The sequence below is a fragment of the Neisseria yangbaofengii genome, from assembly GCF_014898075.1.
GTDB lineage: Bacteria > Pseudomonadota > Gammaproteobacteria > Burkholderiales > Neisseriaceae > Neisseria > Neisseria yangbaofengii.
This window is the reverse complement of the sequence record NZ_CP062976.1, coordinates 225,186-249,881: the sequence shown is the minus strand read 5'-3', so window position 1 is coordinate 249,881 and position 24,696 is coordinate 225,186. Positions and strand designations below refer to the sequence as shown.

Here is a 24,696-nt window from a genome sequence, read left to right as displayed (position 1 = left end):
AATCAAGAAACAGGAAAATCAACTGCGTCCGGTAGAAAGGCCCGCTTTACCGTTTTGCCACAAGGTTTTGAGTAATACTTTCCATGGCGACAACTTGGGATTGGGCGATTTCCCCTGTCCGATTAACGCCATTTGCGCCATATACCAATCCATTTCCAATACGGCGCCGATTTTATTGTCCACCGGGAGGAAACCTGTTTTAATGCGCTCGGTTGTTACGGTTTGATAGTTGCCGTTTTGAATTTGGTTGGGCAAATCAGGCATAAGCGCAAAGGGACGCGCCACGCCCACCATATCCAAATGACCGCTTTGCAGGGCTTCATTCATCGCCTGTTCCGAGCGGAAACCGCCGGTAATAATCAACGGTACACGGCTGACTTTACGGGCTTTTTCGGCATAATCGATAAAAAAGGCTTCACGCCGGCGTGTGCTGGATTTTTCAGACAGCATTTGCGGGCTTTCATAATTCCCGCCTGAAATTTCAATAAAATCAATGCCCAATTCAGATAACTTTTGCACGACTTGAATGCTTTCGCTTTCATCAAATCCGCCTTTTTGGAAATCTGCCGAATTGAGTTTGATTCCGACCAGAAAATCCTTACCGACATTTGCCCGAATGCCTTGATAAATTTTCAAAACAAAATTCATACGGTTGGCCAAACTTCCGCCCCATTCGTCATCACGGCGGTTGTGATGCGGCGACAAAAATTGGCTGATGAGATAACCGTGTGCCGCATGGATTTGTACGCCCGAAAAACCTGCCTGTTCCGCCAATTGGGCGGTACGGACAAAGGATTGCACCAATGCTTCGATTTCATCGTTTTTTAAGGCACGGGGAGGATTGATAAAACCATCCATCCCGACCAACGGTACGGCACTTGGCGCAACCGGCTCGCGGTTTACTGCTTTTGGCGATTGTTTGCCGGCATGATTAATCTGCATGATAATGAGCGTACCGTTTTGTTTACCGGCCTGTGCCCAACGCTGCAACACAGCCATACTGCGATCATCGCTCAATACCACATCATTAATCGAACCTTTACCGTTTTCCGCCACCATCACATTGCCGGTGACCAAGACACCTGCTCCGCCCGTTGCCCAAGTATGGTAAAGATGCACCAATTGTTGCGTGGGTTGGCTGTTTTGCGCGAGTTGTTCTTCCATCGCGGATTTGAAAAAACGGTTTTTGGCAGTCATGCCGTTGGGAAAAGTAAATGGTTGGAACAGCATTTTTCACCTTATGTCTACATGTTTAAAAATTTAAACTAATTATACAAATTATAGACGATAAGTCAATAAAATGTGTTTGGGTTGCAGCCTGTTTGAAAATCAATCTGCTCGGGCAGGACAATAAAACTTCAACACATCCGCCAATGCCCCCATTTTTTCCACTTCATCTTTCATGGCCAGCGCATAAAACCGCTCTTTTCCGGTTTGCCTGACACCCACTACATTGGCAGCCAGCATGATTTTAAGATGATGGGAAACCGCAGGGCGTGAAAGATGTAGATTTTCAGTGAGTTGGTTGACGTTCATTTCGCCGTTTTCCAGCAGCAATTTCAAAATCAAATGACGGTTTTCATCCGACAAGACTGTGAAAATCGGAATGCATTCTTTTAAAAGCTGCATGGCTTCTGCTTGAGAAATAGGTATCTGGCCGGTCATTTTAGTCAATATGTTCAAGAATACAGACGGATTATAAAGTCAGGGAAATCAGCGTTCGACAGTCGGATTATCTTATTATTGTGCAGTTTTTCAGGCTGCCCGATATCTTGCAACGAGAAGGCTGCGAAAGCTTGCCTTTACTTTCAGACGGCCTTTTGATTGTTTTCAAAATAACGGCTTGGGCTTTTGCAAAGCCATTGATTTGAGTACAGTTCGAAGGTAGATCAGCGCGGAAAATGCAGGATAACATTATTTAGATAAACAAGCTTTCAAACAGCGCATAACGAAGAAATGTGCCCAAAATGGGGGTTTGCAAAGGTTTCAATCTAATAATGAGGCGGAACCTCATCGCGCAAGCTGTATTCCCCGCGCCCGTCATTGCTGCCTTTGTCCTGCATTTTCTGATACAGCAGCCGCATTTGCGCTTGCTGCAAATCCAGCGTTTGCTGCATTTTGGCGATGGTATCGCTCAAGCTGGCAATCAGATCGTCTTGTAAGGCCGTCTGAATTTCCAGCTCGGTGATACGGTTATCCAAGTCTTCCATTACAACACCATGGCGGCAATCCAGCCGGCAATCATCAGCGGGATGTTATAGTGGATAAAGGTCGGCACCACGGAATCACGAATGTGGTCGTGTTGGCCGTCTACATTCAAGCCCATGGTCGGACCGAGTGTAGAATCGGATGCGGGCGAGCCGGCATCACCCAGCGCACCGGCGGTGCCAATCAAAGCGATGGTTGCCAGCGGCGAGAAGCCCAAGCTCATGCACAGCGGCACATAAATCGCGGAAATAATCGGCAAGGTCGAAAACGACGAACCAATACCCATGGTCACCAGCAAGCCGACCACCAACATGGCAAAGGCGGCCATGCCTTTACTGCCGCCGAATGCGGCCATGCTGCCGTCAACCAGTGGCTGAATATCGCCGGTGGCATTCATCACGGCGGCAAAACCTTGTGCGGCAATCATCACAAAGCCTATCATCGCCATCATTTTAATGCCCGCACCGAACACATCATTGGCATCACTGCGTTTTACCACGCCCAAGGTCATGAATACGGCAAAGCCCAACATCGCGCCCAACAGCAAGGCATCATTGTAAATCAGCTGAATGGCGAAACACACGGCAATCGCCACGGCTGCCACCAAGCTGCGGTAAAACGACGGCTCAGGCTGCTTGATGCTGGCATCGTTGTTGTCGGTGTCGATTTGACTGTTTTGATACACACGCGGTTTGCGGTAGTGGATAAACGCCAACACCAAGCCGCTGACCATACCCAAAGCCGGAATCGCCATTGCCTGCATTACGCTCAAGCCATCGATGTTCAAACCGGCAGATTTAATGTTGCCCAACAAAATTTCGTTCAAAAAAATTGCGCCGAAACCATACGGCAGGAACATATAAGTCGTTACCAAACCGAAGGTAATCACACAAGCCACCAAGCGGCGGTCGACCTGCAGGCGGTTAAACACCAGCAGCAGTGGCGGCACAATCATCGGGATAAAGGCAATGTGAATCGGTACCACGTTTTGGCTCATGATGCCCATCACCAGCAACACCATCAGCAAGGTCCATTTTACCGAGCTGCCGCTGCGGTTGACCTGATCCGGCACGCTGCCGTTGTTATTCAGTTTGCGCACCACGGCACCGGCCAATTGCTGCGGCAAACCCGAATGGGTAATCGCCATCGCAAACGCACCCAACATCGCATACGACAGCGCGATTTTCGCACCACCGGCCAAACCGTTTTGGAACACGGTGATAATGCCTTCTTGCGATACCGCACCGGCCGCATCTTTCAAATCAGCCAACGGCATACCGGCAATCAAACCGCCGATAAACGCGCCAATCACCAAACTCAGCACCACGTGTACCCTGGCCAGCGACAACGCCAGCATCACCACTACTGCAATTACAACGGCATTCATGCCTTTTCTCCGTTTTTGTTGTAAAGAAACAGCTTCTTGATGGGACATCAAAAAGAAAACGTTATCATAACATAAATTTACATCGACATAACATGTACGGCAACAAAATGCCAAGATATACAAAGGCCGTCTGAAATTTCAGACGGCCTTTGTTGAGCAATCGATTATCGGTTTATCCATACTGTATCGGTTGCCAGAGCATCAATCCCAATCGCGGTAATGGCGGCGGTGTTCGGCATATTTTTTGTGTTTCTTGTGTTTTTTATCGGACACTTTGTAATGGCGGTAACCGCGGTTTTCTTTTTGATCCATTTTTTTGTTGTGGTAGGCATAAGCATTACCGGCCAAGCCGCCGGCTGCGGCTCCAAGCAGCATGCTTTGGCCGTTGCCCCCCAAGGCACCGGTCAATGCCGCGCCGGCTGCCGCGCCCACAATCGTGGCTTTGGTTTGATTCGATGTACCACGTGCGTGTACGGCGGTACTTGGCAACACCAATGCCGCCGACATCAATGCCGTGGCACAATATTTTTTGTATGAAGTCATGTCAGGCCTCCTTCTGCTCGGTCATTTTTTTCATCATACATACGATAATTTTTTCATCATACATACGATAGTGAATGTGTGCGTATTATGCCCATTTTTGGCCGATTCGTTCTTATGGATTCGGCAAAAGCAGGTAAGCATCGGTAAACCGTGCCACCGGAAATATTTACTTGGCGTGATTTTCAGACGGCTCAAGATGTAGAAAATCCCGGCGTTGTTTACACTTTTTCTTTTTTACCTGAAAATCCATTTCGGGATTTCCGAGTGTTACCAAGAATACCGAAAAACACGGCAAAGCCGCATGGTTCTTGATCATGCTCGAAAATCCTAAAACAATCGTTCAGGCAAAAAACAAAAGCCGTTTTGCATAATAAAGTGTACGCAACCCGGTTATTTTCTACACCCTGAGACCTTTGCAAAATCTTCATCTTTGGCACATTTTTTCGTTATGCACTGCCCGAAAGCTTGCCTATCCAGATGATATGCCTGCGCTTTCTGCGCCTCCCTCACTTCGAACTGTACTCAAATCCGAAGTTTTGCAAAGGTTCTCCCGCACGCCTTGATTTCATGCCGTCTGAAATCAGGCAGGCCATTGGCCTGAAGTAATGCGGTCGAGTCCGGCCAAATCTTGTAAGGTGCTCACTTCAACAAATCCATTCGCCGTCAAAATATCCCGCACCGCTTGCCCTTGATTATAGCCGTGTTCCAACAGCAGCCAGCCGCCTTGTTTCAAATACTGCGGCGCACCGGCAGCCAATCCGCGGATGCAGCTTAGGCCGTCTGAAAAATCGGTCAAGGCAGTCGGCGGCTCGAAACGCAAATCACCCTGCTGCAAATGTTCGTCCTCCGCTTCGATATATGGCGGATTCGATACAATCACATCATAGCTGTGCGGTTCAGACGGCCTGTCTACGTCAAACCACGAGCCTGCTGCAAACTCTACCGCCGCACCCAAATGCTGCGCATTGCTTTGCGCGGTTTGCAACGCGCCGCTGCTGATGTCGGAAGCGCGCACATCGGCATCCGGCCGCCCAAGTGCCACGGTAACGGCAACCGCGCCGCTGCCGGTGCCCATATCCCACACCTTGCCGCCTTGCGGTAACCGCTCTATCACCGCTTCAACCAAATGCTCGGTTTCAGGGCGCGGAATCAATACGTGCGGGTTGACGGCAAACATACGTCCGTAAAATTCGCGTTCACCCAAAATATAGGCTATCGGCTCGCCGTTCAGACGGCGTTGTGCTACCGCATCCAGTTTCGCCGCAGTTTCAGACGGCATTTCAGCATCGCCTTGCGTAATCAACTGCACGCGCGAATAGCCGGTGATGTATTGCAGCAACATACGCGCTTCGTTTTTCGGCAGCGCAGATTGGCGCAGCCATTGCTCTAAAGTCATTTCAGACGGCCTTTCCATTGAATTGCTGCCATTATATCAGCGTTAAATTTTGATAAGCGGTATCAAATAACGGATATTCGGTTTACCGGTATAATAAACCGTGTTTTAATGTCGCCATTAAATAATTTTGAATCGTTACGGGAACGAAAACATGAACCAACTGGTATTCATCAGCGATAAGGCCGATGTGGCTGCGGCTTTTTCAGATTTGCAGAATTTCGACAAGGTCAGCCAAGTCTTAACCGAACAATTCGGCTTCAAAATCCGCAAAGACCGCCACGGCATTTTCGATTTTTTCTACCATTGTGATTTCAAAGAAAACATTATGGAATACGGCGGCGGTGAATTGCGCGTAAAAAACCCGAGCGACGCTTTTCTAGAACGCATGATTGAAATCGCGCAGGCGTTTCCATCGGCCAAAGTCGTCGGCGACGACGGCGGCTGGTATGTCGGCAGCAACGACGTGCGCTACCCTGAAATTGCGGTGGAAGACGGCATCGAAGCGGCCATAACTGATGAAGCCGTGTCGCGTACTTGGCCGTTTTTAAAAGTCGGCATGGTGGTTTCCGCGCTGTTTTGCTTGGTGGCGGTGTTGAATAAATTTGTGTTTTAATTGTTGATTTAAAGGCCGCCCGAAAGTAGGAATACTTTTCGGACGGCCTTTGCTTTGCTGTTTACCACAACGCCAATGCGGTCAAACTCATCTCGCGCTGTCCTTTTTGCGGTACGATATTTTGATTGGGCAATTCCAATTCGTAACGCACGCCGCTGCGTTCGGCTTCCAATACGCGGAAACACAGCCAGCCGGCCAATGCGTCCACACCCGCCCCTTGCGGATAATCGCGGTAGGAAATGATGTGGCTGCCGCTGCCTTGGTCTTGCGCTTCAAAATGCTTGTCGAGCAGTTGGCCGGTTTTGGCGTAGGCTTTCCAGGCAATGTGTTGCAAAGAGGCACCGTCGGTATGCGCCTGCAAATGCGATAAATCGTCGCTGCTTTGGGCAAACACGGCGCGGGCTTCGCGGGTTTCGCCGGCATGAAACGCAGACGGTACGTCATGCGCTACCGGCGCTGGAAACGCCACTTTGTCGCTCTGCTCCTGCCACACTGCTTCTACCGTGCAAATCCCAAAAGGCGCAGCGCTGGCAATGTGCCACTCGGGCAGGCGCACATAGCCGCGCAGATGCGCTTCCAGCGGCAATTCAACCGTAGATTGGCCGTCTGAAACGCGCCATTCCTGCCAGCGTTCCTGATTATCCGCTTTCACCCACAGCCAACGGTAGCGCACTTTACCTTCAACCTGCAAGGTCAACACCGTCGGCGCACCGGCAAAAATTTCAGACGGCATCAGCCACACCAGCCGCAAACCGCGCAATTGGTTTACATTCTGCATCGTGCCGACGACGATAAACCCCAGCAGCCAAAACGCCGCCGCATAAGCCAAGTTCGCCTGATAATTCAAGCCCACCAGCCACAGCAAGGCCACCGTCACCGCCAAACCCAACCCCAAGCGCGTCGGGCGGATGCGCAGATTGCGCCAGGTCGCTGCTTCATCGGGCAGCACCGGCGGCGTGTGTTGTTCAGACGGCCACATGATTGAGCAAGTCGCTTAAAATTTGCGAAGAAGTCAAACCCTGCTGCACCGATTTGACGCGGTGATTCGCCACGGCCACCCACACCGCCTTGATGTCGTCGGGCAACACATGATTCCTGCCCTGCATAAACGCCCATGCTTTGGCCGAGTTCACCACCGCCAGACCGGCACGCGGGCTGAGTCCCATCACAAAACGGCCGGACTGGCGCGTGGCCTGCACCAAGCGGAACACATAATCCGCCGCCGCTTGCGAAAACTGCACCTGTGCCGCCTGCTGCTGCCATTGCTGTAAAGTCCGTGCATCGCACACTGCCTGCAATTTCGCCATCAGATTACGGCTGCTGCCTTGAAAATAAAGCTGTTTTTCCGCCTCCGCCGTCGGATAGCCGATACTCAAACGCATCATAAATCGGTCGAGCTGCGATTCGGGCAATGGGAACGTGCCGAGCTGTTCGGTCGGGTTTTGCGTGGCCATCACGATAAAAGGCTTGGGCAGCGCATAAGTTTTGCCGTCCACCGACACCTGCCGCTCTTCCATCGCCTCCAACAAAGCCGATTGCAGCTTGGGCGAGGCACGATTAATTTCGTCGGCCAACAAAAATTCATGAAATACCGGCCCCGGATGAAACTCGAATTTGCCTTCGTTCGGCCGGAAAATATTCACGCCCAGCAAATCCGAGGGCAGCATATCGTTGGTAAACTGCACGCGCTGATAACGCAAACCCAATACCGTCGCCGCGCCTTGCGACAAGGTAGTTTTACCTACCCCCGGCACATCTTCCAGCAGCACATGTCCGCCCGCCAAAACCGCGGCCATCAATTGCTGCAAAACCTGTTCTTTCCCCAAAATCAGCCGATTAAGCTGCCCTAATGCGTGTTGGATCTGTTGGTTCATTATTATTTCTTCAGTGGTTATTCATTCAGACGGCATTCTAACACGAAGCTCAAAGAAAAGGCCGTCTGAAACGGTTTCAGACGGCCTGCGTATTCATTTGACTACTTGTCGACTTCAGTTTCCAAACCGCCGATTGGACCGGAATCCGGCACAATCTCTTCTTCATCCAACTTACGTGCTTCGATTTCTTCGTCAGACAACGGCTCTTCGGCATAACGCACTACGCTGTCCACCGAATCTTCAATCACCAATTCACGCTCCAGCGCTTCCATTTCGGCAGCGGAAGATACATCGAAAGTGCTGCCTTGGTTGGTTGGGTTAGTCGTGCTCATGGTTTTCTCCTTATTTAAATGAAAATATTCTTTACAACGTGTATTCATCGTAACAGAAAAACCGTTACCGGCCGTCTGAGAATGTATTTTTCGGTAAAAACACAATCACCCGAATATCCCTTCCAAGATTGACAACTTACCAACGGTAACGATAGCCCACTTCCGCCGCAATCGCACGACGGTAATCTTGACCGTATTCGGTTTGTAAGTTGATGTTCAAATTCGATGCCGGAGAAAGCACCGCATCCAAACCTGCACGCAATGCTGCACGATGGCCATTATTTGGCACCTCAAAGCGGTATCCATTGAAATCAACCTTAGCATGGTTATGGTCACCCAAATAATACACACCAATAGAAGGCTTAAGCTGCACCCCACCGGCCAAGGTATAACCGGCCTGCACATCCGCACCAACTTTACTGTGCAACAGAGTCGCGCTCTTGCTTTCGCCACTACCGGACAAACGGGTAACGGTTAACGCAGCCTGCGGAACCAAAGACCAAACCTTATTCAAACCAATGATTTTACCGCCTTGCACATTCAGGCTATGAGCGTGGAATCGTGCATTCTCATCACCTGTTTCAGCTTTAAAACGGCTGTACCGGTAGGTGCTGTCGGCGAACCAACCATTACCAAAACCAATACCGCCGTAAAGGCCGGCGCTGTATTGTTTCAAATCGGTCGAAGTATAATCGCCATTATAATCAAGCGTGCCATTGCTGCTACCTGCCAGAATACCGACATAACCTTGGTCTACTTGACGGTCATAACCGATTTGGAAACCTTGATGGCGCATAGTAAACCCTGCGCTTTGCGCCTGATGGCCGACATCTTGTGCATCATGTTTGCTGCGACTGTAACCACCCTGCATCCACAAACCGTTCAGACGGCCTTGTTGAGGCTGATGATATTGGCTTTGGCGTTGATTTAAAGCGGCATGTTGCTGTTGAACCAAAGTTGAAGCCGCCTGCATATAGCCTAATGGCGCATTGGTGTAATTGCTTAGGGCCCGCTGTACCGGTTCAGGCTGTGATGGGTTAACCGGCACTACCACCGGCACGACTGGTGCAACGGGGGCAATCGGTGGTACCGGTTCCGCTGGTTTCACCGGCTCTGTCGGTTGCACAGGCTTGGCTGGCTCAACCGGTTTAGCTGGTTCGGTTTTCCCGGCATTGGCTAAAACCCAATTGTTCCCTTCTTGTTTAAAGTCGTAACGGAATGCACCTGCATCAACATAATTTTTACCATTATTGTTGGTTAACGCAAACGTACCGTTACCGCCGTTGGTTTCCACCAAGGTCAAACGGCCGCCGCTGCTTTTCGGCTCACTTTTACTATTCTGTACCGTAATAGTATGTGCACCGTCAGTTTGACCTTTCACTACTACTTTATCGCCTTTTTGCGCGGCCAAGTCGGTGTTCAGTGTGAAATGTGCATTGCCACTCAAATTGCCATTGATGGTCAGCGTATTGAATTGGCCGTCTGAAACATCAGAAACCACTTTACCCTGCTCGGCAGTCAATTGAGTGAGCGTGCTGTTTTTATCATAAATCCAAGTACTGTCATTTAAATGGATATTTACCTGCGTTTGCTTGGCCGCATCAGTAATCTTATCGCTCGGATTAAGCTCTACCGAACCTTTAAGCGTACTGCCCTCATCGGCATTCAGATTAATTTTGAACGCTTCGGAAAAATGTGTGCCTTCCTCTACAAAAACACGATCCCATCCGTCATCTTTAGCATTTACAGCAACCAACGCGGTTTTGCCGCTAAAGGTTGAGTTTTTAAGATTAATATCTAGATGAGTATAATCGGTTTCTCCTTTATAAAAACTATAATCACGATGTAACACACCCATACCGGCAGCTTCCGCTTGGCTGTCGGTCAAATTAATGGTGCCTGCTCCTGTTACAGAAATCGCAGACAATGGATTATCCATGCGAATACGGCTGTTGGTAACATTGATTTTCGCACCTTCGCCAACATACATGGCATTAGCAAAATCAGATTTATCAGTCGCTGTTAGTGTCCCGTCTTTGAAATTGATAACCGAATCAACGTGCGCCTGCAAACCTAAATTCAAGGTATTATTTAACGTAATATTACCGCCAAGATTCATGGTCGATCCCGGATTGGCATTGTAAGCATCCGTTTTCATGCTATTGATCACGACATCTGCTTGGCTATTAACGATAGAATCATGCGACATAACCGCAGTTATGCCATGAAAATCTTCATCATCAAACAAAGTTTCCTTATCGGTAATGGATTCAATGAAGCTTGGATTCACGGTTATTTTCGTACCTGCAGGCAAAGTAAGCGTTGTTACACCATCTGAAGGTACCAAATGTGATTTATACAACATGAATACATCATAACCTGACAATGATTTATCCAGCGTGAAACTGGTGTTAGGCTCTGCAACAACATTAGCATTATCTCTAATGGAAAATAACGAATATCCTCTATTATTTTTGCCTTGCTCTATACGCGCCATCTCTTCCCGACTCAATACGCCATTTTGATAGTGGCCGGATAAAGTATAATTTTTCTCCGAAAGGCTACATTCTTCTACACCTTGGAAGCTGCATGACGGCGTTTCCGCATGCACAGGCAAAGAAAATACAGCAGCCACAGCAACAGCAGTTGCACTAAGAGCGGTTTGCGGCAAAAGTTTCATGATTGTTCCTTTAGTTCAAATCTTCAAAAGATGACTTACTCATTTATTCTATCGATAAGTCATAAATCTTATTTGTCATCCGATATGAATGGTTCATATGCCGTCTGAAAGGCAAATTTTTACCGAACCCACCCCATTATTTATATTAAAATCATGACTTAGGGGAATTTTTTTGAGACATAAAAAAACTGGATTCTGATTTCAGAACCCAGCTTATATTGCGATTTAATATTTTGGCCCATCACCTTCAGACGGCCTATCACTCAAATTTCACTGCCTCCCACAGTCAGCCCCGCCTCAATGCGCAAGGTCGGCTGCCCTACGCCGACAGGCACGCTTTGGCCGTCTTTGCCGCATACGCCCACGCCGCTGTCGAGCGCGGTGTCATTACCGGCCATAGAAACGTGTTTCAATACTTCCGGGCCACTGCCGATGATGGTTGCGCCTTTGACCGGATATTGCAGTTTGCCGTTTTCAATCCACCACGCTTCTGATGCGGAAAACACAAATTTGCCGCTGGTGATGTCAACTTGGCCGCCGCCGAAGTTGACGGCGTAAATGCCTTTATCCACTGAAGCGATGATTTCTTGCGGGTCGTAGGCACCGTTTTCCATAAAGGTGTTAGTCATGCGCGGCATAGGGGCGGAAGCGTAGCTTTCGCGGCGGCCGTTGCCCGTAACCGGCACGCCCATCAGGCGCGCGTTGGTTTCGTCTTGCATATAGCCGACCAAAACGCCGTCTTCAATCAACACGGTGCGGCGTGTTTCGTTGCCCTCGTCGTCGATATTAAGCGAGCCGCGGCGGCCGGCAATGTCACCCTGATCGACCACGGTCACGCCTTTGGCGGCCACTCGGTCGCCGATACGGCCGGTAAACACGCTGGTTTCTTTGCGGTTGAAATCACCTTCCAAACCGTGACCCACTGCTTCGTGCAGCAATACGCCCGGCCAACCGTTGCCCAAAACCACGGTCATTTCACCTGCAGGCGCCGGACGCGATTCGAGATTGGTCAAGGCCTGCTTCACGGCGGAATCGACAAATTTCTGCACCAACTGTTCGTCAAAATAAGCCAAATCGTAACGTCCGCCGCCACCCGAACTGCCCTGCTCACGGCGGCCGCCCTGTTTGGCAATCACGCTGACGTTCAGACGTACCATCGGGCGGATGTCGGCGGCGTGTTTACCGTCCAAACGCGCGAGGTAAATCATATCGTGTTCGCAGGTCAAACCGGCCATCACCTGCACAATACGCGGGTCGGCGGCTTTGGCCAAGGCTTCGGCTTTGTTGAGCAAGGCGACTTTGGCGGCCGAATCCAAGCTGGCAATCGGATCAATCGCGGCATGCACGGGTTTGCCGTACACCGCACCGGGCACTTTAATGCTTTGTTCGCGTCCTGCCGCACCTATCACGCGCACGGCTTGAGCTGAGCGGTTAATCGAATCGATGTTCAGGCTGTCGGCATAGGCAAAGGCGGTTTTGTCACCCGATACGGCACGCACACCAACGCCTTGGTCAATCTGAAAACTGCCTGATTTCACCATACCTTCTTCCAAATGCCAGCTTTCGTAAGCCGTGCGCTGGCAATAGATATCGGCATAATCGACATGATGCGCGCCAATCAGGCTCAGGCTTTTGGCCAACAATTCCGGCGAGAGTTGATTGGCTCCGAGCAAATCGCGTTGTACTTGAGAATAGGTTTGCTGCATGGTTTTCAGACGGCCTTTTCAGAAAAGTGTAATTAAAAGAGTGAGGTGGAATTATACGGTATTTGCACGGGCTTGGGCATGTCGGTTGTTTGCTGCCATGCCGGTTTTTGTATTTGAATATCCAAATTTTTAAATTTTATTTCCATAAAATTCAATTTCTTATATGAAAATCCCCCGATAAAGCAACTTTATTGTTGATAATAGTTATTATTAGCGTATAATAAAACTTACTCGGCAGCGTCCTGCACCGAGCCATTAAACGACAGAATACCCCCTTTTTTAATTTTTCCTTAAATTTTGGTTCGTCGGCCTATCTCTCTGTTGCCGACATCTTTATCGGAGTGTGCGTATACGACATATTGACTGTTCCCTTTATCAAATACTCAAAACCGAAAAACAGCAAACCCGTTGCGTATGCAGCGGGTTTGCTGTTTGATGGCTATAGGCCGTCTGAAAACGATTGATTCTTTTCAGACGGCCTTGGAATTGATTAGCGGCAGGCTTTCACATTAAGATTGCCATAGCGTCCCACCACATTGCGTATATCCTGCGCATCACGTTCGCCAACTGCCATAAAGGTCACGGTCATGCGCGAGACGCTCAAGGTATCATCGGGGGCGCTGCTTTTTTCTTCCCGTTCCAAAATACGTGCGCCGCCGAAACCGGCACCGGCCAAGCGTGAAATCAGGATTTGCGCCGAAGAGCGGCTGCGGGTTACGCCCATACTGATTTCGCCGTTGTACACCACACCGGTGAAACCTTTGCTGCTTAAGTTTTCAAGCTGTGCCATGGCATCGCCGTCAGACGGCAGCAACACGCGGAAAGTTTTGCCCACTGCATTTTCGCCTTTTTTGGCCGAACGCTTTTCTACGCTTCGACTCGCAGCATGCGGCCAACGGGTCAGCAAGCCTTTGATGCGGTGGTAATCGTCTTCATCCATGGAAACGCTGGCGGTGACAACGCATTGACGCGCCGAATTGCCGGCGGGCTCAATATTGGCCTGATTTTCCGTTTGCGAATCCGTGCTTTTTTGCTGCGCTTCTTTTTCACGCCTGGCTTTTTCTTCGCGCGCTTTTTTCTCTTTTGTCAGCTTTTCTTCACGCTCTTTTTGTTTGCGTGCGGTGATGGCTTCTTCCGATTCAGGCTCCGGAATATCGGCATTGTTTTCCGGCACGTTAATCCACTCCGGCGCGCTGTTTTCAGACGGCGTAGCAGTTTTCGGCTCCAAAGAAGCCGGGCGTGCCAACTCATGTACTCCACCTTCCAGCGGCACATTGGCTGCTTCAAACTGCTTTTCTGTCATGCGGTGTGCCACCATTCCCCCGAATACGATGATATTAAGCGCAACCAACACGGCGAATAACCATTTCATTTTTGTTCTATCCAGTTGAGTAAGCCGTAAATGACGAGATTATCTACAATTTTGACTGTATTGTCCAAAACAAATGTTTCCGGCAAGGCCTGCACCACTTTGGCCGCCCCGCCGCCGGTGATGATGACGTCAACCTGTTTTTCCTTACCTACTTTTTGTTTCAGACGGCCATGCATCATCAGCAGTGCACCGCACACCGCGTCCATCATACCGCTGGCCAAAGCATTAGACGTGGTTGTCGGGAAAGGATAGACCTTGCCGATAGGGCGATTGAGATTGGCAGTTTTCAGCGCCATCGCTTCTTTCATCAGATGGAAACCGGGCATAATCGTGCCGCCGAGATAGTGGTTGTCATCAGTCAGCGCATCGGTGGTGACTGCCGTGCCGCAGCTCACTACCACGCAGGCGTTTTGACTGAAGCGGCGACTGCCCAAGGCATTGAACCAACGGTCGGCCCCGTGCTCGGCCGGATTGTGGTAATGGTTACGCACACCCAAACCTTGCGACATCGACGGCAGCCATTTGACCGGCCGGGACAATTGTTCCGCCACCAACGCTTTTTTGGTTTCGCCACACACGGCGCAACCGACCACTTTCACCGTGCCGTCTGAATGCTCGCGCCATTCTTCACCCAAGCGGCTTAAATCGCGATATGGCGCACGGCTCACTTCGCCGAATGCGCCGTTTTCCACCCACGCCCATTTCAGTTGGCTGTTGCCGCCGTCAAGCAGCAAGTAGCGTTCGTTGCGTACGATGATCTGCGGCAGCGGATTATCGTTCGGGCGCAAACTGATTTCGCCGCTGACAATGGTTTTCTCGCCCGCGGCGGTGACCAAACGCAACGCACCCTGCCCGTTTACACCCGATACTGTGCCTTCATGCACCACCACGCCGTCTTGCAGCAACATCACCGGACGTTTGTGGTCGCGGTTGGCGGCCTGATATTCATCCGACATCGCGCCGAAGCCGCTTTGCGCAAAGGCTTCAAATGCGCTGTTTAATTCGGCCAGCAAGGCACTCATCAATTGATTCACAGTTGTGCCGCGTCGTGAGGCCGTCTGAAACAACGCCTGCACCGAAGCGGCGTTTTCCACTTCTTTGGGCAACACAAAATTCACACCGATACCGACCACCGCAACTGTTTGGCCGCCGTTGCGCACGGTTTCAATCAAAATACCGCCGAGCTTGTCGCGTCCGGCCACTAAATCATTCGGCCATTTGATTTGCGTATTCAAACCCAGTTTTGCCAAAGCGCGGTGACAAGCCAACGCCGCGACCAAGGCCAACGCGCTTAATTCATGCTGCGGCTTATCAAATGCCCAGCCGAAGCTGAACATCAAGCATTCGCCCAAACGGTGCTGCCAACTGCGTCCCTGCCGCCCGCGCCCTTTGCTTTGAAAATGCGCCACACACAAGGTTTTATGCGCTTTTTGCGCCGATTCGCGCGCCAAGGCTAAGATTTCATCGTTGCTGGAAACGCATTCGTGCTTTAAGACCGTCTGAAAACCATGTGCCTGTGCCAAACGCTGTAAAGCTTCGGCTTCAAATACCGCCAAGCGCCGCACCAGCCGCCATTGTCCATCTTGCTGGCGCAACAAACCGCGGATATGAGGCGGCATTTGCTGCCAAAATCCGTTGAGCTGCTGCGGCTTCACACCGGCCAAACGGCTCAGTTGCGACACATGCTGCGGCAGGCCGTCTGAAAGCGCAGCCAATACCTGCCAATGCTGAGGCTTCATGCTGCTCATTTACCGGCTGCCTCTGCAGCGCGGATTTTCTCCAGCGTTTGCGTGGTGGATGTTTGGTGCAAAAACGGAATCGAATACACCTTGCCGCCGCGTGCCAATGTTTCTTGCGAACCGACGATTTTATCCACCGTCCAGTCGCCGCCTTTGGCCAAAATATCCGGTTTCACCAACTCAATCAAAGCCGCCGGCGTATCGTCGTCAAACCACGTCACCACATCCACGCTGGCCAACGCAGCTGCTACTGCTGCACGATTTTCCAAAGGATTAATCGGGCGGTCGTCACCCTTGCCTTGACGGCGCACGGAATCATCGGTGTTCAAGGCTAAAATCATCGCCGAACCGGTTGCCCGTGCCTGCGCCAAATAGGTAACATGACCGCGATGCAGAATATCGAAACAGCCGTTAGTAAACACCAGCGGGCGCGGCAAAGCAGCCAAGCGTTCGGCAAGCGCTTCAGGCGGGCAGATTTTTTGTTCAAAATCGGGTAAAAGCCATTCGGACATAACGCATTCCATCATTTCATTCAGATTAAGGCTATGATACCGAAGCGACATGAAAAGGCAAAGCAAAAGGCCGTCTGAACAGGTTTCAGACGGCCTTTTGCGTGTGATTTTGTGAATTTAATGTGACAAATAAAAAAACCTGCTTCTTAAAAGAAGCAGGTTTTTTTATTTTGGTCGGGGCGGTGGGATTCGAACTCACGACCCTCTGCTCCCAAAGCAGATGCGCTAACCAGGCTGCGCTACGCCCCGATGTAGATGGGGTGGCTAATGGGGCTCGAACCCACGACAACCGGAATCACAATCCGGGGCTCTACCAACTGAGCTATAGCCACCGTAAACTTTTTGGCACGCCCGACAGGAATCGAACCTGTAACCCCCGACTTAGAAGGTCGGTGCTCTATCCGGTTGAGCTACGGGCGCTCATGCCGTTACGTGCTGAAAACTGGTGTGGTCGGGGCGGTGGGATTCGAACTCACGACCCTCTGCTCCCAAAGCAGATGCGCTAACCAGGCTGCGCTACGCCCCGACTTGAAGAACCGAACTATACTGATTTTCGAAAATAACGTCAACCTTTAGGGTTGACATTTTTTTAAAATTACCTTTATCTGATTATTTTTATTTAAAATTTAATTCCGGCACTCTTTTTTTACCCTTTAGGAATATACTAGGTCGGCTGAAAAAATAATCGCGATAAAGCTGAAGATAAATAATGCAAAAAGCGGCTTAAAAATGAGATAATTACCCGATTTTCCATCCCCCTTCCCTGACAACGAGAGAGTGAACATGACTGCTCAATTAATCAACGGTAAAGAAGTTTCCCAACAACGCTTGGCGGCAGTCGCCCAAGCAGTCGGACAACGCGCAGCTGCCGGCTTGCGCACGCCTTGCCTGGCCGTGGTTTTGGTCGGCGATGATCCGGCCAGCGCGGTTTATGTGCGCAATAAAAAAAATGCCTGCCAAAAATCAGGCATTGCTTCTTTGTCTTACGAATTACCGGCCGAAACCACGCAAGACGAATTGCTGAAGCTGGTGGACGAATTAAACGCCAATCCTGAAGTGGACGGCATTTTGGTGCAACTGCCTTTGCCGAAACACATCGACGGCCAAGCCGTGTTGGAACGCATTTTGCCGGATAAAGACGTGGACGGTTTCCACCCTTACAATGTTGGCCGCTTGGTCGTTAAAATGCCGTTAATGCGTCCATGCACCCCTAAAGGCGTAATGACGCTTCTCGAAGCCTACGGCATTGACCCTAAAGGAAAAAAAGCCGTGATTGTGGGCGCTTCAAATATTGTCGGCCGCCCGCAAGCATTGGAATTACTGCTTTCCCGCGCCACCGTGACCATCTGCCACAGCGCCACAGAAAATTTGGCCGAAGAAGTTGCTCAAGCCGATATTTTGGTGGTCGGCGTCGGCATCCCGAATTTTGTTAAAGGCGAATGGATAAAACCGGGCGCCGTGGTCATCGACGTTGGTATCAACCGCTTGGAAGACGGCAGCTTGTGCGGCGATGTGGAATTTGATGTCGCCAAAGAACGCGCGGCCATGATTACTCCCGTACCCGGCGGCGTCGGCCCGATGACGATTGCCACGCTTTTGGAAAACACCTTACACGCTGCACAATTGCATGATTAAAAGTTGAAACGCTAGATTTTCAATAAACTGTTCACCACATTAAAGGCAAAGGCCGTCTGAAAGATTTTTACAAACCTTTCAGACGGCCTTTCATTTTTATTACCTTAATTTAGAAGAAGATTTCACGCCAAGACAGACGGCGGATACCGCAGATTCGGCCTTCGACATCGAAGCTCTCATTCTTGTTCGTTAGCAACACGCGAACCGCGTCACGACTAAAACATTTATTGTTCGGAATTTCACTATTCGGCGCTTTGAATGGTTGGTCAGTGCCTGAACCACCGCTATCACCATCTCGCGTTACCGGAGAATCATTCAACTTTGTTGCATCCATATAGGTAAAGCTGGTAATGCCGTCATACTTCATTCCTGCATAATAAGGAGCAGCCGAATCAGCCTGTTGAATAAATTTCAAACGCGCATCGGCTTTCTTTAAAGCACCACCGGTTTCGGCATTCAATGCCAAAATCCAGCTTGAGCTTGAAGTTTCAGTGGTTTTGCTATCTACGCGGCAAACATCTTCAGAATTACCCTGTGGTGGCTTGGTGGTTTGATTATAAATACGTGTACTGACGACTGCTGTACGCAAAATCATGGTCGGTTTTACCACAACACGTTCACCATCATTGGCACCCAAAGGTACAAACCAACCTTTTTTACCTTCTGCGATTGCATTGGTATTGGTGATTCGACGGAAACCATCGCCAGTTTCAGACAAATCCTGCTGCTGCAAATCACTTACGGAAACAGCAGCCGGCGCTTCTACAGTCAAATCATCATAAACGCCATATACTGCTTGCTGATTTTTATCATTAATATCTTCTTGATAAATATCGCTACCCGTACCAAAAATAACTACGTATTTATTGGACGCAAGGCGGGAAACCGCAGGCGCAGAAGTAATCGGCTGAGACGGGTTGCCTGAGAAAATTTTGGTCGCTTTCCAGCCTGATGTCGAATCTGCACGCATATCAAAGCGATACATATTGCCCGCATAGTCACCCGCGTAAGCAACATCAACTACGCCATCAAAATCGGTATCCACTAATGTTGGGCTGGATAAGCCTGCATGGCCGCCAATCTCAAATTTATGAATCACATCGCCAGCCATGGCACCATTTATTGAACCATCATAGGCACTTTGCCCCAACATATCATAAACATACAAAGCCGTTTCAGTCGAATTCGAGGGTCTCAAGCCATAACCATTTGCTAAGAAGCCACCATAACGGGTGCTTTCTTCAAAATTTACCGCGCCATTTTTACGCTGCAATGCAATACGCCCGATTTGTGGTGTACCGACCGTATAACCAAGCATATTCATATAATGTGGTTTACCATTAGCCGTATCTTCATTGGTTTTCTTTGTCTCAAATAGTGGTACTTGACTCAACCAAGATGACGGGGCCGCATTTAATCCGATATTTTCACCGGTAACACGATTCTTACCACCAATATTCAGAGCATATGCACCACGCGCACCTTGCCCCATCGCACCAAACATAAATGATTGCTGACCTTTAACGTTAGTATCATTAGCCGTGCGTCGGACAACAATACCACCATTAATCAAATAACGGTGAGGATGGGCAGCATCGCCATAATCTTTGTCCGCAACTTCTTTCAGGGTATGGGCAATATTCCGACCGCCATAATTATCACTTTCACTGCCTCGCTCCATCGCAGCAGGAATGTAGCTTAAAGCCAAGCTATATGGATTTTGATCATTATGGCTACGGAACAAATGTACCATACCGTCATTTGCAGCAGTCACCAAAAATTCATTACGTCCGTTAACCAAACCGTCTGCAGTACCGCCACCAATAGTCAAGACCGGACTATCGATAATATCACCCAAGTTACGTGTATCCGGATTTTCCTGAGTAGGTTTGCGTTCTCGATAATCTTGACTGTAGCCTTGCGCCTTGCCGTAACGATTGGCGATATCATTGTCATTACCAGTACGGATAACCCACGGCACTAAAGCGCTCTTCCATTCATCTTCTTTCGCACTTGAGCCCAAGCCAAACAGGGCATTATTACCATAAGATGTGTAATCGTTAGCCCAATAAATATTTACACCATCGGTATTAATTAAAGTTTGACGCTCTGTGAATAATGGGTATTTGGCTGGATTGGCCTTCACCCGGCCTGTCGCTTTATCCACATCATAAAAGCGCAGACGGCTGCTCCATGTTCCAGAATCTAACTCTACATTTGCCGCCATGCCGCTTATACCGCTACTGGTCTTAGCCGGTGCTACAGTGCCGGCACCCACCAAGCCAATATTGGCACTATCATTTTGAATGCTCTCTGCAATGGTGGCAAACGCTTTCAATAACGAATCCGGAGTTCGTGCATTAAAATACCATTCCGGCCGGCTAGCACCTTGTGTTAAGTATTTTTGCCCTACTGCGGTCATTCCTCCGCCAAACCCTACAGTAAAGGTTTGCACAAGCTGCTTACTGAAATCTGTACCTTTAGGGTCAACATTAGGATCACCATTCCAACTCACACCGGCTTTATCCACACCCGTCTTTTTAAAATCGTCATTGGCTAAGCGCTGACTGAAAAAGCCTAATCCACCCTCTCGATCCCAGAATGTGCTGTATGACCCGCCCGTCATATCAAAACAGGAACCACTGTTAGCCGGCACTCCGAAATAACGGTATGAATCAGCAAAATTTGCCTCTGATCCTAGATTAATTGTACGATTATAGTAATCCGAATAATAACTACCTTGATTATATGTGAAGTTAGAAACTTTGCTATATCGAGAATTATAGTTACAACTCAAATTGGCATCACCATCAGACATTAATACGACATAAGATTTCTGACAACGGTATTGCACATTAGGCATCACCACATTACTGACAATTTCATAATATCGGCGCGTTGTAGGCGTACCATTACTGGCAGAAATTCGATTGACCTTATTTTTCATCTCCGTCCAAGGAGTTGAAAAATCTGTTGTATCTGAACGACCATTATTATGTAAGGTTTGCAAACCCCAATAAAATTCGTCTTTGTATTTATCTAAAACACTATTTAAAGCATTTTTAGCAATGGTTAAACGCTGCTCAGCGGGAGGTACTGCAGTTGTTTTTGTACCATCAACGTTAAACGCCATACTCCCCGAGTCATCGATAAAAAACATAATGTTATGTTTTACCGCTAACTGACCTGAAGTTTCCGTCTTATTTTGCAAACCCAAAGGCGTTGCCGCAAACGAAGCATATGCCGCCTGCGCCGGCACCAGCGACAATGCCGATGCCACGCTCAAAATAATCGGACGAACACTGTTTTTGCGCGCAGCGCGGTTCCCAATAATATGTTTTTTAGATTTAGATTTCATGGAAATACAAACCGTTTGTTATTGTTTGTCGAAACCTGATTTTATCATTTCTATTGCATAATAGGTGGCCTTTGCACCAATTTAGCCGGCTACACGGCAAATTGATGACAAAAATGAAACAGCCATTTATCGCTTTTTTCTGCCATGTACCCGTTTTTAGGCTTGAACCAAACCATGTTTTCGCTTAAAATGCAGTGCTTCTACGGCATAAACAGAAATGCCTGAAAAAGCACGTAACACAATGTTCCCGATATTGTGTGACGTGTTTTTTTTTAACCGTATTCCGAAGGCCGTCTGAAACGCTCTTTCTTTTTTCAGACGGCCTCATATCAAACATTTCAAAGCAAGACAGGAATTCATCATGACAACTCCGGCACTTCTGGTTCTCGCAGACGGCAGCGTTTTCCACGGCACATCAATCGGTTATAACGGCTCGACTTCCGGCGAAGTCGTGTTCAACACCTCCATGACCGGCTATCAGGAAATTCTGACCGACCCGTCTTACTGCAAACAAATCGTTACCCTTACCTATCCGCACATCGGCAACACCGGCACCAACTCTGAAGACACTGAAAGCCACAGCGTATTCGCCGCCGGTCTGATTATCCGCGACCTGCCGCTTTTACACAGCAATTTCCGTGCCGCCGAAAGCCTGCAAGAATACTTGGTACGCAACCAAACCGTTGCCATCGCCGACATCGACACCCGCCGCCTGACCCGCATTCTGCGGGATAAAGGTGCGCAAGCCGGCGCAATCCTCACCGGCGCAGACGCCACCGTTGAAAAAGCACAAGAACTCATCGCCGCATTCGGCAGCATGGTCGGCAAAGACTTGGCAAAAGAAGTCAGCTGCAAAGAAGCCTGCGAATGGACGGAAGGCACATGGAAACTCGGTCAAGGTCACACCAAGCCTGAAAATCAGCCGTATCACGTGGTTGCCTACGATTTCGGCGTGAAAACCAATATCCTGCGTATGCTCGCCGAACGGGGCTGCCGCCTGACCGTCGTCCCCGCCCAAACGCCCGCCAAAGACGTATTGGCATTGAATCCCGACGGTGTTTTCCTCTCCAACGGCCCCGGTGACCCTGAACCTTGCGACTACGCCATCGCCGCCGTTAAAGAGTTGCTCGCCAGCAAAAAACCGCTGTTCGGCATTTGTTTGGGACATCAATTATTGGGTTTGGCCATCGGTGCCAAAACCCGCAAAATGCCGTTCGGCCACCACGGTGCCAACCACCCCGTGCAAGACTTGGCAAGCGGCAAAGTGATGATTACCAGCCAAAACCACGGCTTCGAAGTGGACGCAGACACCCTGCCCGCCAACGCCAAAGTAACCCACCGCTCATTGTTTGACGGCTCGCTGCAAGGCATCGAACTGACCGATCAAGCGGCATTCAGCTTCCAAGGCCACCCCGAAGCCAGCCCCGGCCCGCACGATGTGGCTTATCTGTTCGACAAATTTATCGACAGCATCAAAGCGGCTAAGGCGTAATGCTGCGTGTTCAGACGGCCTCTAACGGAATAAAAGAGGCCGTCTGAAAAATAACGATCCCATCTCAAAATAATATTAAAACTATACTGATGACTGCTTCACGCATGTATTCAAAGGCCGTCTGAAAGCCTTTATTTTTTCAGACGGCATGTTCATCAAGAGGAAAAATGGACATCAAAACCCTGCTCGCACAAAAAAACATCGAATTCAGCTTGCGCCGCTACGGTATTGATGCGCTGAACTTCATGGCGCTCGGCCTGTTCGGCTCGCTGATTATCGGCCTGATTTTAAAAACCGTCGGCGGCTGGACAAACCTGCCTTGGCTGGTCGAAATCGGCGGCCAAGCACAAGCCGGCATGGGTGCGGCCATCGGTGTAGGCGTGGCTTATGCCTTGAAAGCCCCGCCGCTGGTCTTGTTCGCCGGTACCATCGTCGGCTTGGCCGGTGCGGCACTCGGCGGGCCTGTCGGCTGTTTTATCGCAGTTGCCGTCGGCACCGAAACCGGCAAACTGGTCAGCAAAACCACCCCGATTGATATCATCGCCACCCCGGCCGCTACCTTAATCAGCGGCATGGCCGCCGCCCAGTTTGCCGGCCCCCTTATCGCCGCCGCCATGACCCAAGCCGGCGCGCTGATTATGTGGGCAGTAGAATTGCAGCCGGTGTTGATGGGCATTATCGTTGCCGTGTTGATGGGCATGATTCTGACCCTGCCCGTTTCCAGCGCCGCCGTCGCCATCGCCCTATCACTCAGCGGCTTGGCGGCAGGTGCGGCCACCGTCGGCTGCTGCGCACAAATGGTCGGTTTTGCGGTAATGGGTTTTAAAGAAAACCGATGGTCGGGCTTACTCAGCCAAGGCTTGGGCACCAGCATGCTGCAAATGCCCAATATCGTGAAAAACCCGCTGATTTGGATACCGCCCACACTCAGCGGCGCGATTTTAGGCCCTGTCGCCACCGTCGGCTTTCAAATGAGCAACATCCCCGGCGGAGCAGGCATGGGCACCAGCGGCTTGGTCGGTCAAGTCGGCACTATCAACGCCATGGGAAACGCCCCGGCCGTTTGGCTGGCGATTGGCCTGCTGCATTTTGTGTTGCCTGCGGTATTGACGCTGATTATTGCCGCATTTATGCGTAGAAAAAACTGGATTAAAGATGGGGATTTGAAGTTGGACGTTTGAGTTTCAGACGGCCTTTTGAATTTGTAGGGATATTGTTGGTTGGGTTGAAAACCCAACACAACCATGGCGTTTAAGAAATTTTTGGGTCACGCCCCACCTACGCTTGCTACAGCTTTTTTCAAATGGCATTTTTTAAGGAATATAAATCATGTCTATTTCTCACAACGAAGCAACCAAATGGTCAAAAAAAGAAACGTTTACTGGAATTATCATCGGATTCTTCATTGGTGTTATATCAGCATGGTTTATTATTGACTATTCCCATAAGGAAAACAAAGAATCATATATTCGGCAGATTAATGATCTAAAAGAAGAAAAAAACAAACTAGAGACAGAAAAATCCACGTCCGAGAAAAATTTTGCTATCTGCCAAACTGAAAAGAGAAATTTAGAAAACTCAATAAAATAAAGTTATGTATCTCGTGAAGAATTTAATCGCTGCATACAAAATAGCACTCAAGTTGCAAATACAAACCAAAGAATAATTAATGAAAACTCAAAACTTTCATCGATTGTAGAAAATAAAAACTCCTGTTTGCAAATGCAGCAACACTTACAGAAACAACTAGATAATATTAGAGAAGAACTAAAATCCAAGTCTTCAGGGGGATGGTATCACTACCAATTAACCGAGCAAGACATACAAATCAGACAAGAACAGCAACAAC

General features: G+C 49.4%; 20 protein-coding genes and 4 tRNA genes. 5 read left to right on the top strand and 19 right to left on the bottom strand.

Features of this window, described 5'->3' with window-relative positions; genetic code table 11:
- Positions 1–18: 18 nt before the first annotated feature.
- The 6 genes from H4O27_RS01345 to prmC all read right to left on the bottom strand — a co-directional run bounded on the left by H4O27_RS01345 (position 19) and on the right by prmC (position 5,534).
- Entirely contained in the window at positions 19–1,230 is a 1,212-nt protein-coding gene (locus H4O27_RS01345) for an NADH:flavin oxidoreductase/NADH oxidase family protein (RefSeq protein ID WP_165008608.1), read from the bottom strand.
- A gap of 99 nt (positions 1,231–1,329) precedes the next feature.
- Positions 1,330–1,629 (bottom strand): ArsR/SmtB family transcription factor, encoded by a 300-nt coding sequence (locus tag H4O27_RS01340; protein ID WP_193004306.1) that lies wholly within the window; start codon positions 1,627–1,629, stop codon positions 1,330–1,332.
- 362 nt (positions 1,630–1,991) lie between these two features.
- Positions 1,992–2,210 (bottom strand): SlyX family protein, encoded by a 219-nt coding sequence (locus tag H4O27_RS01335; protein ID WP_165008604.1) that lies wholly within the window; start codon positions 2,208–2,210, stop codon positions 1,992–1,994.
- Positions 2,210–3,595 carry a Na+/H+ antiporter family protein gene (locus tag H4O27_RS01330; RefSeq protein ID WP_165008601.1) on the bottom strand — a complete coding sequence of 462 codons (1,386 nt, stop codon included), beginning with the start codon at positions 3,593–3,595 and terminating at the stop codon, positions 2,210–2,212. Before H4O27_RS01330 ends, H4O27_RS01335 begins: the two co-directional genes overlap by 1 nt.
- Positions 3,596–3,796: 201 nt before the next feature.
- A complete protein-coding gene (locus H4O27_RS01325) occupies positions 3,797–4,138 on the bottom strand; it encodes a YMGG-like glycine zipper-containing protein (protein WP_165008599.1) in 342 nt (113 codons plus the stop codon).
- A 580-nt stretch (positions 4,139–4,718) separates the two neighbouring features.
- Positions 4,719–5,534 (bottom strand): peptide chain release factor N(5)-glutamine methyltransferase, encoded by an 816-nt coding sequence (gene prmC / locus H4O27_RS01320; protein ID WP_165008597.1) that lies wholly within the window; start codon positions 5,532–5,534, stop codon positions 4,719–4,721.
- A gap of 151 nt (positions 5,535–5,685) precedes the next feature.
- On the opposite strand from prmC, the gene H4O27_RS01315 reads away from it, so the two are divergent.
- Positions 5,686–6,147 (top strand): hypothetical protein, encoded by a 462-nt coding sequence (locus H4O27_RS01315; protein ID WP_165008595.1) that lies wholly within the window; start codon positions 5,686–5,688, stop codon positions 6,145–6,147.
- Between the two features lie 61 nt (positions 6,148–6,208).
- Here H4O27_RS01315 and H4O27_RS01310 read toward each other — a convergent pair whose 3' ends face one another.
- From H4O27_RS01310 to H4O27_RS01255, 12 genes are all read right to left on the bottom strand, one after another.
- A complete protein-coding gene (locus H4O27_RS01310; protein ID WP_165008593.1) occupies positions 6,209–7,126 on the bottom strand; it encodes a DUF58 domain-containing protein in 918 nt (305 codons plus the stop codon).
- Positions 7,113–8,021 carry an AAA family ATPase gene (locus H4O27_RS01305; protein WP_165008591.1) on the bottom strand — a complete coding sequence of 303 codons (909 nt, stop codon included), beginning with the start codon at positions 8,019–8,021 and terminating at the stop codon, positions 7,113–7,115. Before H4O27_RS01305 ends, H4O27_RS01310 begins: the two co-directional genes overlap by 14 nt.
- Positions 8,022–8,122: 101 nt before the next feature.
- Complete coding sequence (locus tag H4O27_RS01300; RefSeq protein ID WP_165008589.1) at positions 8,123–8,353, bottom strand: hypothetical protein; 231 nt, start codon at positions 8,351–8,353, stop codon at positions 8,123–8,125.
- Between the two features lie 136 nt (positions 8,354–8,489).
- Positions 8,490–11,033, bottom strand: coding sequence for an autotransporter outer membrane beta-barrel domain-containing protein (locus tag H4O27_RS01295; protein WP_165008587.1), 2,544 nt, complete (start codon positions 11,031–11,033; stop codon positions 8,490–8,492).
- A 263-nt stretch (positions 11,034–11,296) separates the two neighbouring features.
- The gene (gene tldD, locus H4O27_RS01290; RefSeq protein ID WP_165008585.1) at positions 11,297–12,739 is read right to left on the bottom strand and encodes a metalloprotease TldD; all 1,443 of its coding nucleotides are present in this window, start codon (positions 12,737–12,739) and stop codon (positions 11,297–11,299) included.
- Positions 12,740–13,229: 490 nt separating this feature from the next.
- Positions 13,230–14,111, bottom strand: a complete 882-nt coding sequence (locus H4O27_RS01285; RefSeq protein WP_165008583.1) for a cell division protein — start codon at positions 14,109–14,111, stop codon at positions 13,230–13,232.
- Complete coding sequence (locus tag H4O27_RS01280; RefSeq protein WP_165008581.1) at positions 14,108–15,859, bottom strand: bifunctional biotin--[acetyl-CoA-carboxylase] ligase/type III pantothenate kinase; 1,752 nt, start codon at positions 15,857–15,859, stop codon at positions 14,108–14,110. Before H4O27_RS01280 ends, H4O27_RS01285 begins: the two co-directional genes overlap by 4 nt.
- Complete coding sequence (locus H4O27_RS01275) at positions 15,856–16,362, bottom strand: adenylyltransferase/cytidyltransferase family protein (protein ID WP_165008579.1); 507 nt, start codon at positions 16,360–16,362, stop codon at positions 15,856–15,858. Before H4O27_RS01275 ends, H4O27_RS01280 begins: the two co-directional genes overlap by 4 nt.
- Positions 16,363–16,533: 171 nt before the next feature.
- Positions 16,534–16,611: transfer RNA gene (locus H4O27_RS01270), tRNA-Pro, on the bottom strand.
- Between the two features lie 7 nt (positions 16,612–16,618).
- A tRNA-His gene (locus tag H4O27_RS01265) sits at positions 16,619–16,694 on the bottom strand.
- Between the two features lie 11 nt (positions 16,695–16,705).
- A tRNA-Arg gene (locus H4O27_RS01260) sits at positions 16,706–16,782 on the bottom strand.
- A 28-nt stretch (positions 16,783–16,810) separates the two neighbouring features.
- Positions 16,811–16,888 (bottom strand) — tRNA-Pro (locus H4O27_RS01255).
- A 257-nt stretch (positions 16,889–17,145) separates the two neighbouring features.
- Between H4O27_RS01255 and folD the strand changes: the two genes are divergently transcribed.
- A complete protein-coding gene (gene folD / locus H4O27_RS01250) occupies positions 17,146–17,997 on the top strand; it encodes a bifunctional methylenetetrahydrofolate dehydrogenase/methenyltetrahydrofolate cyclohydrolase FolD (protein ID WP_165008577.1) in 852 nt (283 codons plus the stop codon).
- A 109-nt stretch (positions 17,998–18,106) separates the two neighbouring features.
- Here the strand turns inward: folD and pilC are convergent, their stop codons facing one another.
- Positions 18,107–21,355, bottom strand: coding sequence for a PilC family type IV pilus tip adhesin (pilC, locus tag H4O27_RS01245; protein WP_165008575.1), 3,249 nt, complete (start codon positions 21,353–21,355; stop codon positions 18,107–18,109).
- Between the two features lie 361 nt (positions 21,356–21,716).
- Between pilC and carA the strand changes: the two genes are divergently transcribed.
- The 3 genes from carA (at position 21,717) to H4O27_RS01230 (ending at position 24,437) form a co-directional block, all read left to right on the top strand.
- The gene (gene carA, locus H4O27_RS01240) at positions 21,717–22,847 is read left to right on the top strand and encodes a glutamine-hydrolyzing carbamoyl-phosphate synthase small subunit (RefSeq protein ID WP_165008573.1); all 1,131 of its coding nucleotides are present in this window, start codon (positions 21,717–21,719) and stop codon (positions 22,845–22,847) included.
- Between the two features lie 167 nt (positions 22,848–23,014).
- Positions 23,015–24,028 (top strand): PTS sugar transporter subunit IIC, encoded by a 1,014-nt coding sequence (locus H4O27_RS01235; RefSeq protein WP_165008571.1) that lies wholly within the window; start codon positions 23,015–23,017, stop codon positions 24,026–24,028.
- A gap of 148 nt (positions 24,029–24,176) precedes the next feature.
- Entirely contained in the window at positions 24,177–24,437 is a 261-nt protein-coding gene (locus tag H4O27_RS01230; RefSeq protein ID WP_165008569.1) for a hypothetical protein, read from the top strand.
- Positions 24,438–24,696: the final 259 nt, after the last annotated feature.

Coding starts and splice junctions, on each gene's coding strand:
- H4O27_RS01275 (WP_165008579.1), bottom strand. CDS start 16,362: ATGTCCGAATGGCTTTTACCCGATTTTGAACAAAAAATCTGCCCGCCT.
- pilC (WP_165008575.1), bottom strand. CDS start 21,355: ATGAAATCTAAATCTAAAAAACATATTATTGGGAACCGCGCTGCGCGC.
- H4O27_RS01310 (WP_165008593.1), bottom strand. CDS start 7,126: ATGTGGCCGTCTGAACAACACACGCCGCCGGTGCTGCCCGATGAAGCA.
- H4O27_RS01340 (WP_193004306.1), bottom strand. CDS start 1,629: ATGCAGCTTTTAAAAGAATGCATTCCGATTTTCACAGTCTTGTCGGAT.
- H4O27_RS01330 (WP_165008601.1), bottom strand. CDS start 3,595: ATGAATGCCGTTGTAATTGCAGTAGTGGTGATGCTGGCGTTGTCGCTG.
- H4O27_RS01295 (WP_165008587.1), bottom strand. CDS start 11,033: ATGAAACTTTTGCCGCAAACCGCTCTTAGTGCAACTGCTGTTGCTGTG.
- H4O27_RS01230 (WP_165008569.1), top strand. CDS start 24,177: ATGTCTATTTCTCACAACGAAGCAACCAAATGGTCAAAAAAAGAAACG.
- H4O27_RS01315 (WP_165008595.1), top strand. CDS start 5,686: ATGAACCAACTGGTATTCATCAGCGATAAGGCCGATGTGGCTGCGGCT.
- H4O27_RS01345 (WP_165008608.1), bottom strand. CDS start 1,230: ATGCTGTTCCAACCATTTACTTTTCCCAACGGCATGACTGCCAAAAAC.
- tldD (WP_165008585.1), bottom strand. CDS start 12,739: ATGCAGCAAACCTATTCTCAAGTACAACGCGATTTGCTCGGAGCCAAT.
- prmC (WP_165008597.1), bottom strand. CDS start 5,534: ATGACTTTAGAGCAATGGCTGCGCCAATCTGCGCTGCCGAAAAACGAA.
- H4O27_RS01280 (WP_165008581.1), bottom strand. CDS start 15,859: ATGAGCAGCATGAAGCCTCAGCATTGGCAGGTATTGGCTGCGCTTTCA.
- carA (WP_165008573.1), top strand. CDS start 21,717: ATGACAACTCCGGCACTTCTGGTTCTCGCAGACGGCAGCGTTTTCCAC.
- folD (WP_165008577.1), top strand. CDS start 17,146: ATGACTGCTCAATTAATCAACGGTAAAGAAGTTTCCCAACAACGCTTG.
- H4O27_RS01300 (WP_165008589.1), bottom strand. CDS start 8,353: ATGAGCACGACTAACCCAACCAACCAAGGCAGCACTTTCGATGTATCT.
- H4O27_RS01305 (WP_165008591.1), bottom strand. CDS start 8,021: ATGAACCAACAGATCCAACACGCATTAGGGCAGCTTAATCGGCTGATT.
- H4O27_RS01335 (WP_165008604.1), bottom strand. CDS start 2,210: ATGGAAGACTTGGATAACCGTATCACCGAGCTGGAAATTCAGACGGCC.
- H4O27_RS01285 (WP_165008583.1), bottom strand. CDS start 14,111: ATGAAATGGTTATTCGCCGTGTTGGTTGCGCTTAATATCATCGTATTC.
- H4O27_RS01235 (WP_165008571.1), top strand. CDS start 23,015: ATGGACATCAAAACCCTGCTCGCACAAAAAAACATCGAATTCAGCTTG.
- H4O27_RS01325 (WP_165008599.1), bottom strand. CDS start 4,138: ATGACTTCATACAAAAAATATTGTGCCACGGCATTGATGTCGGCGGCA.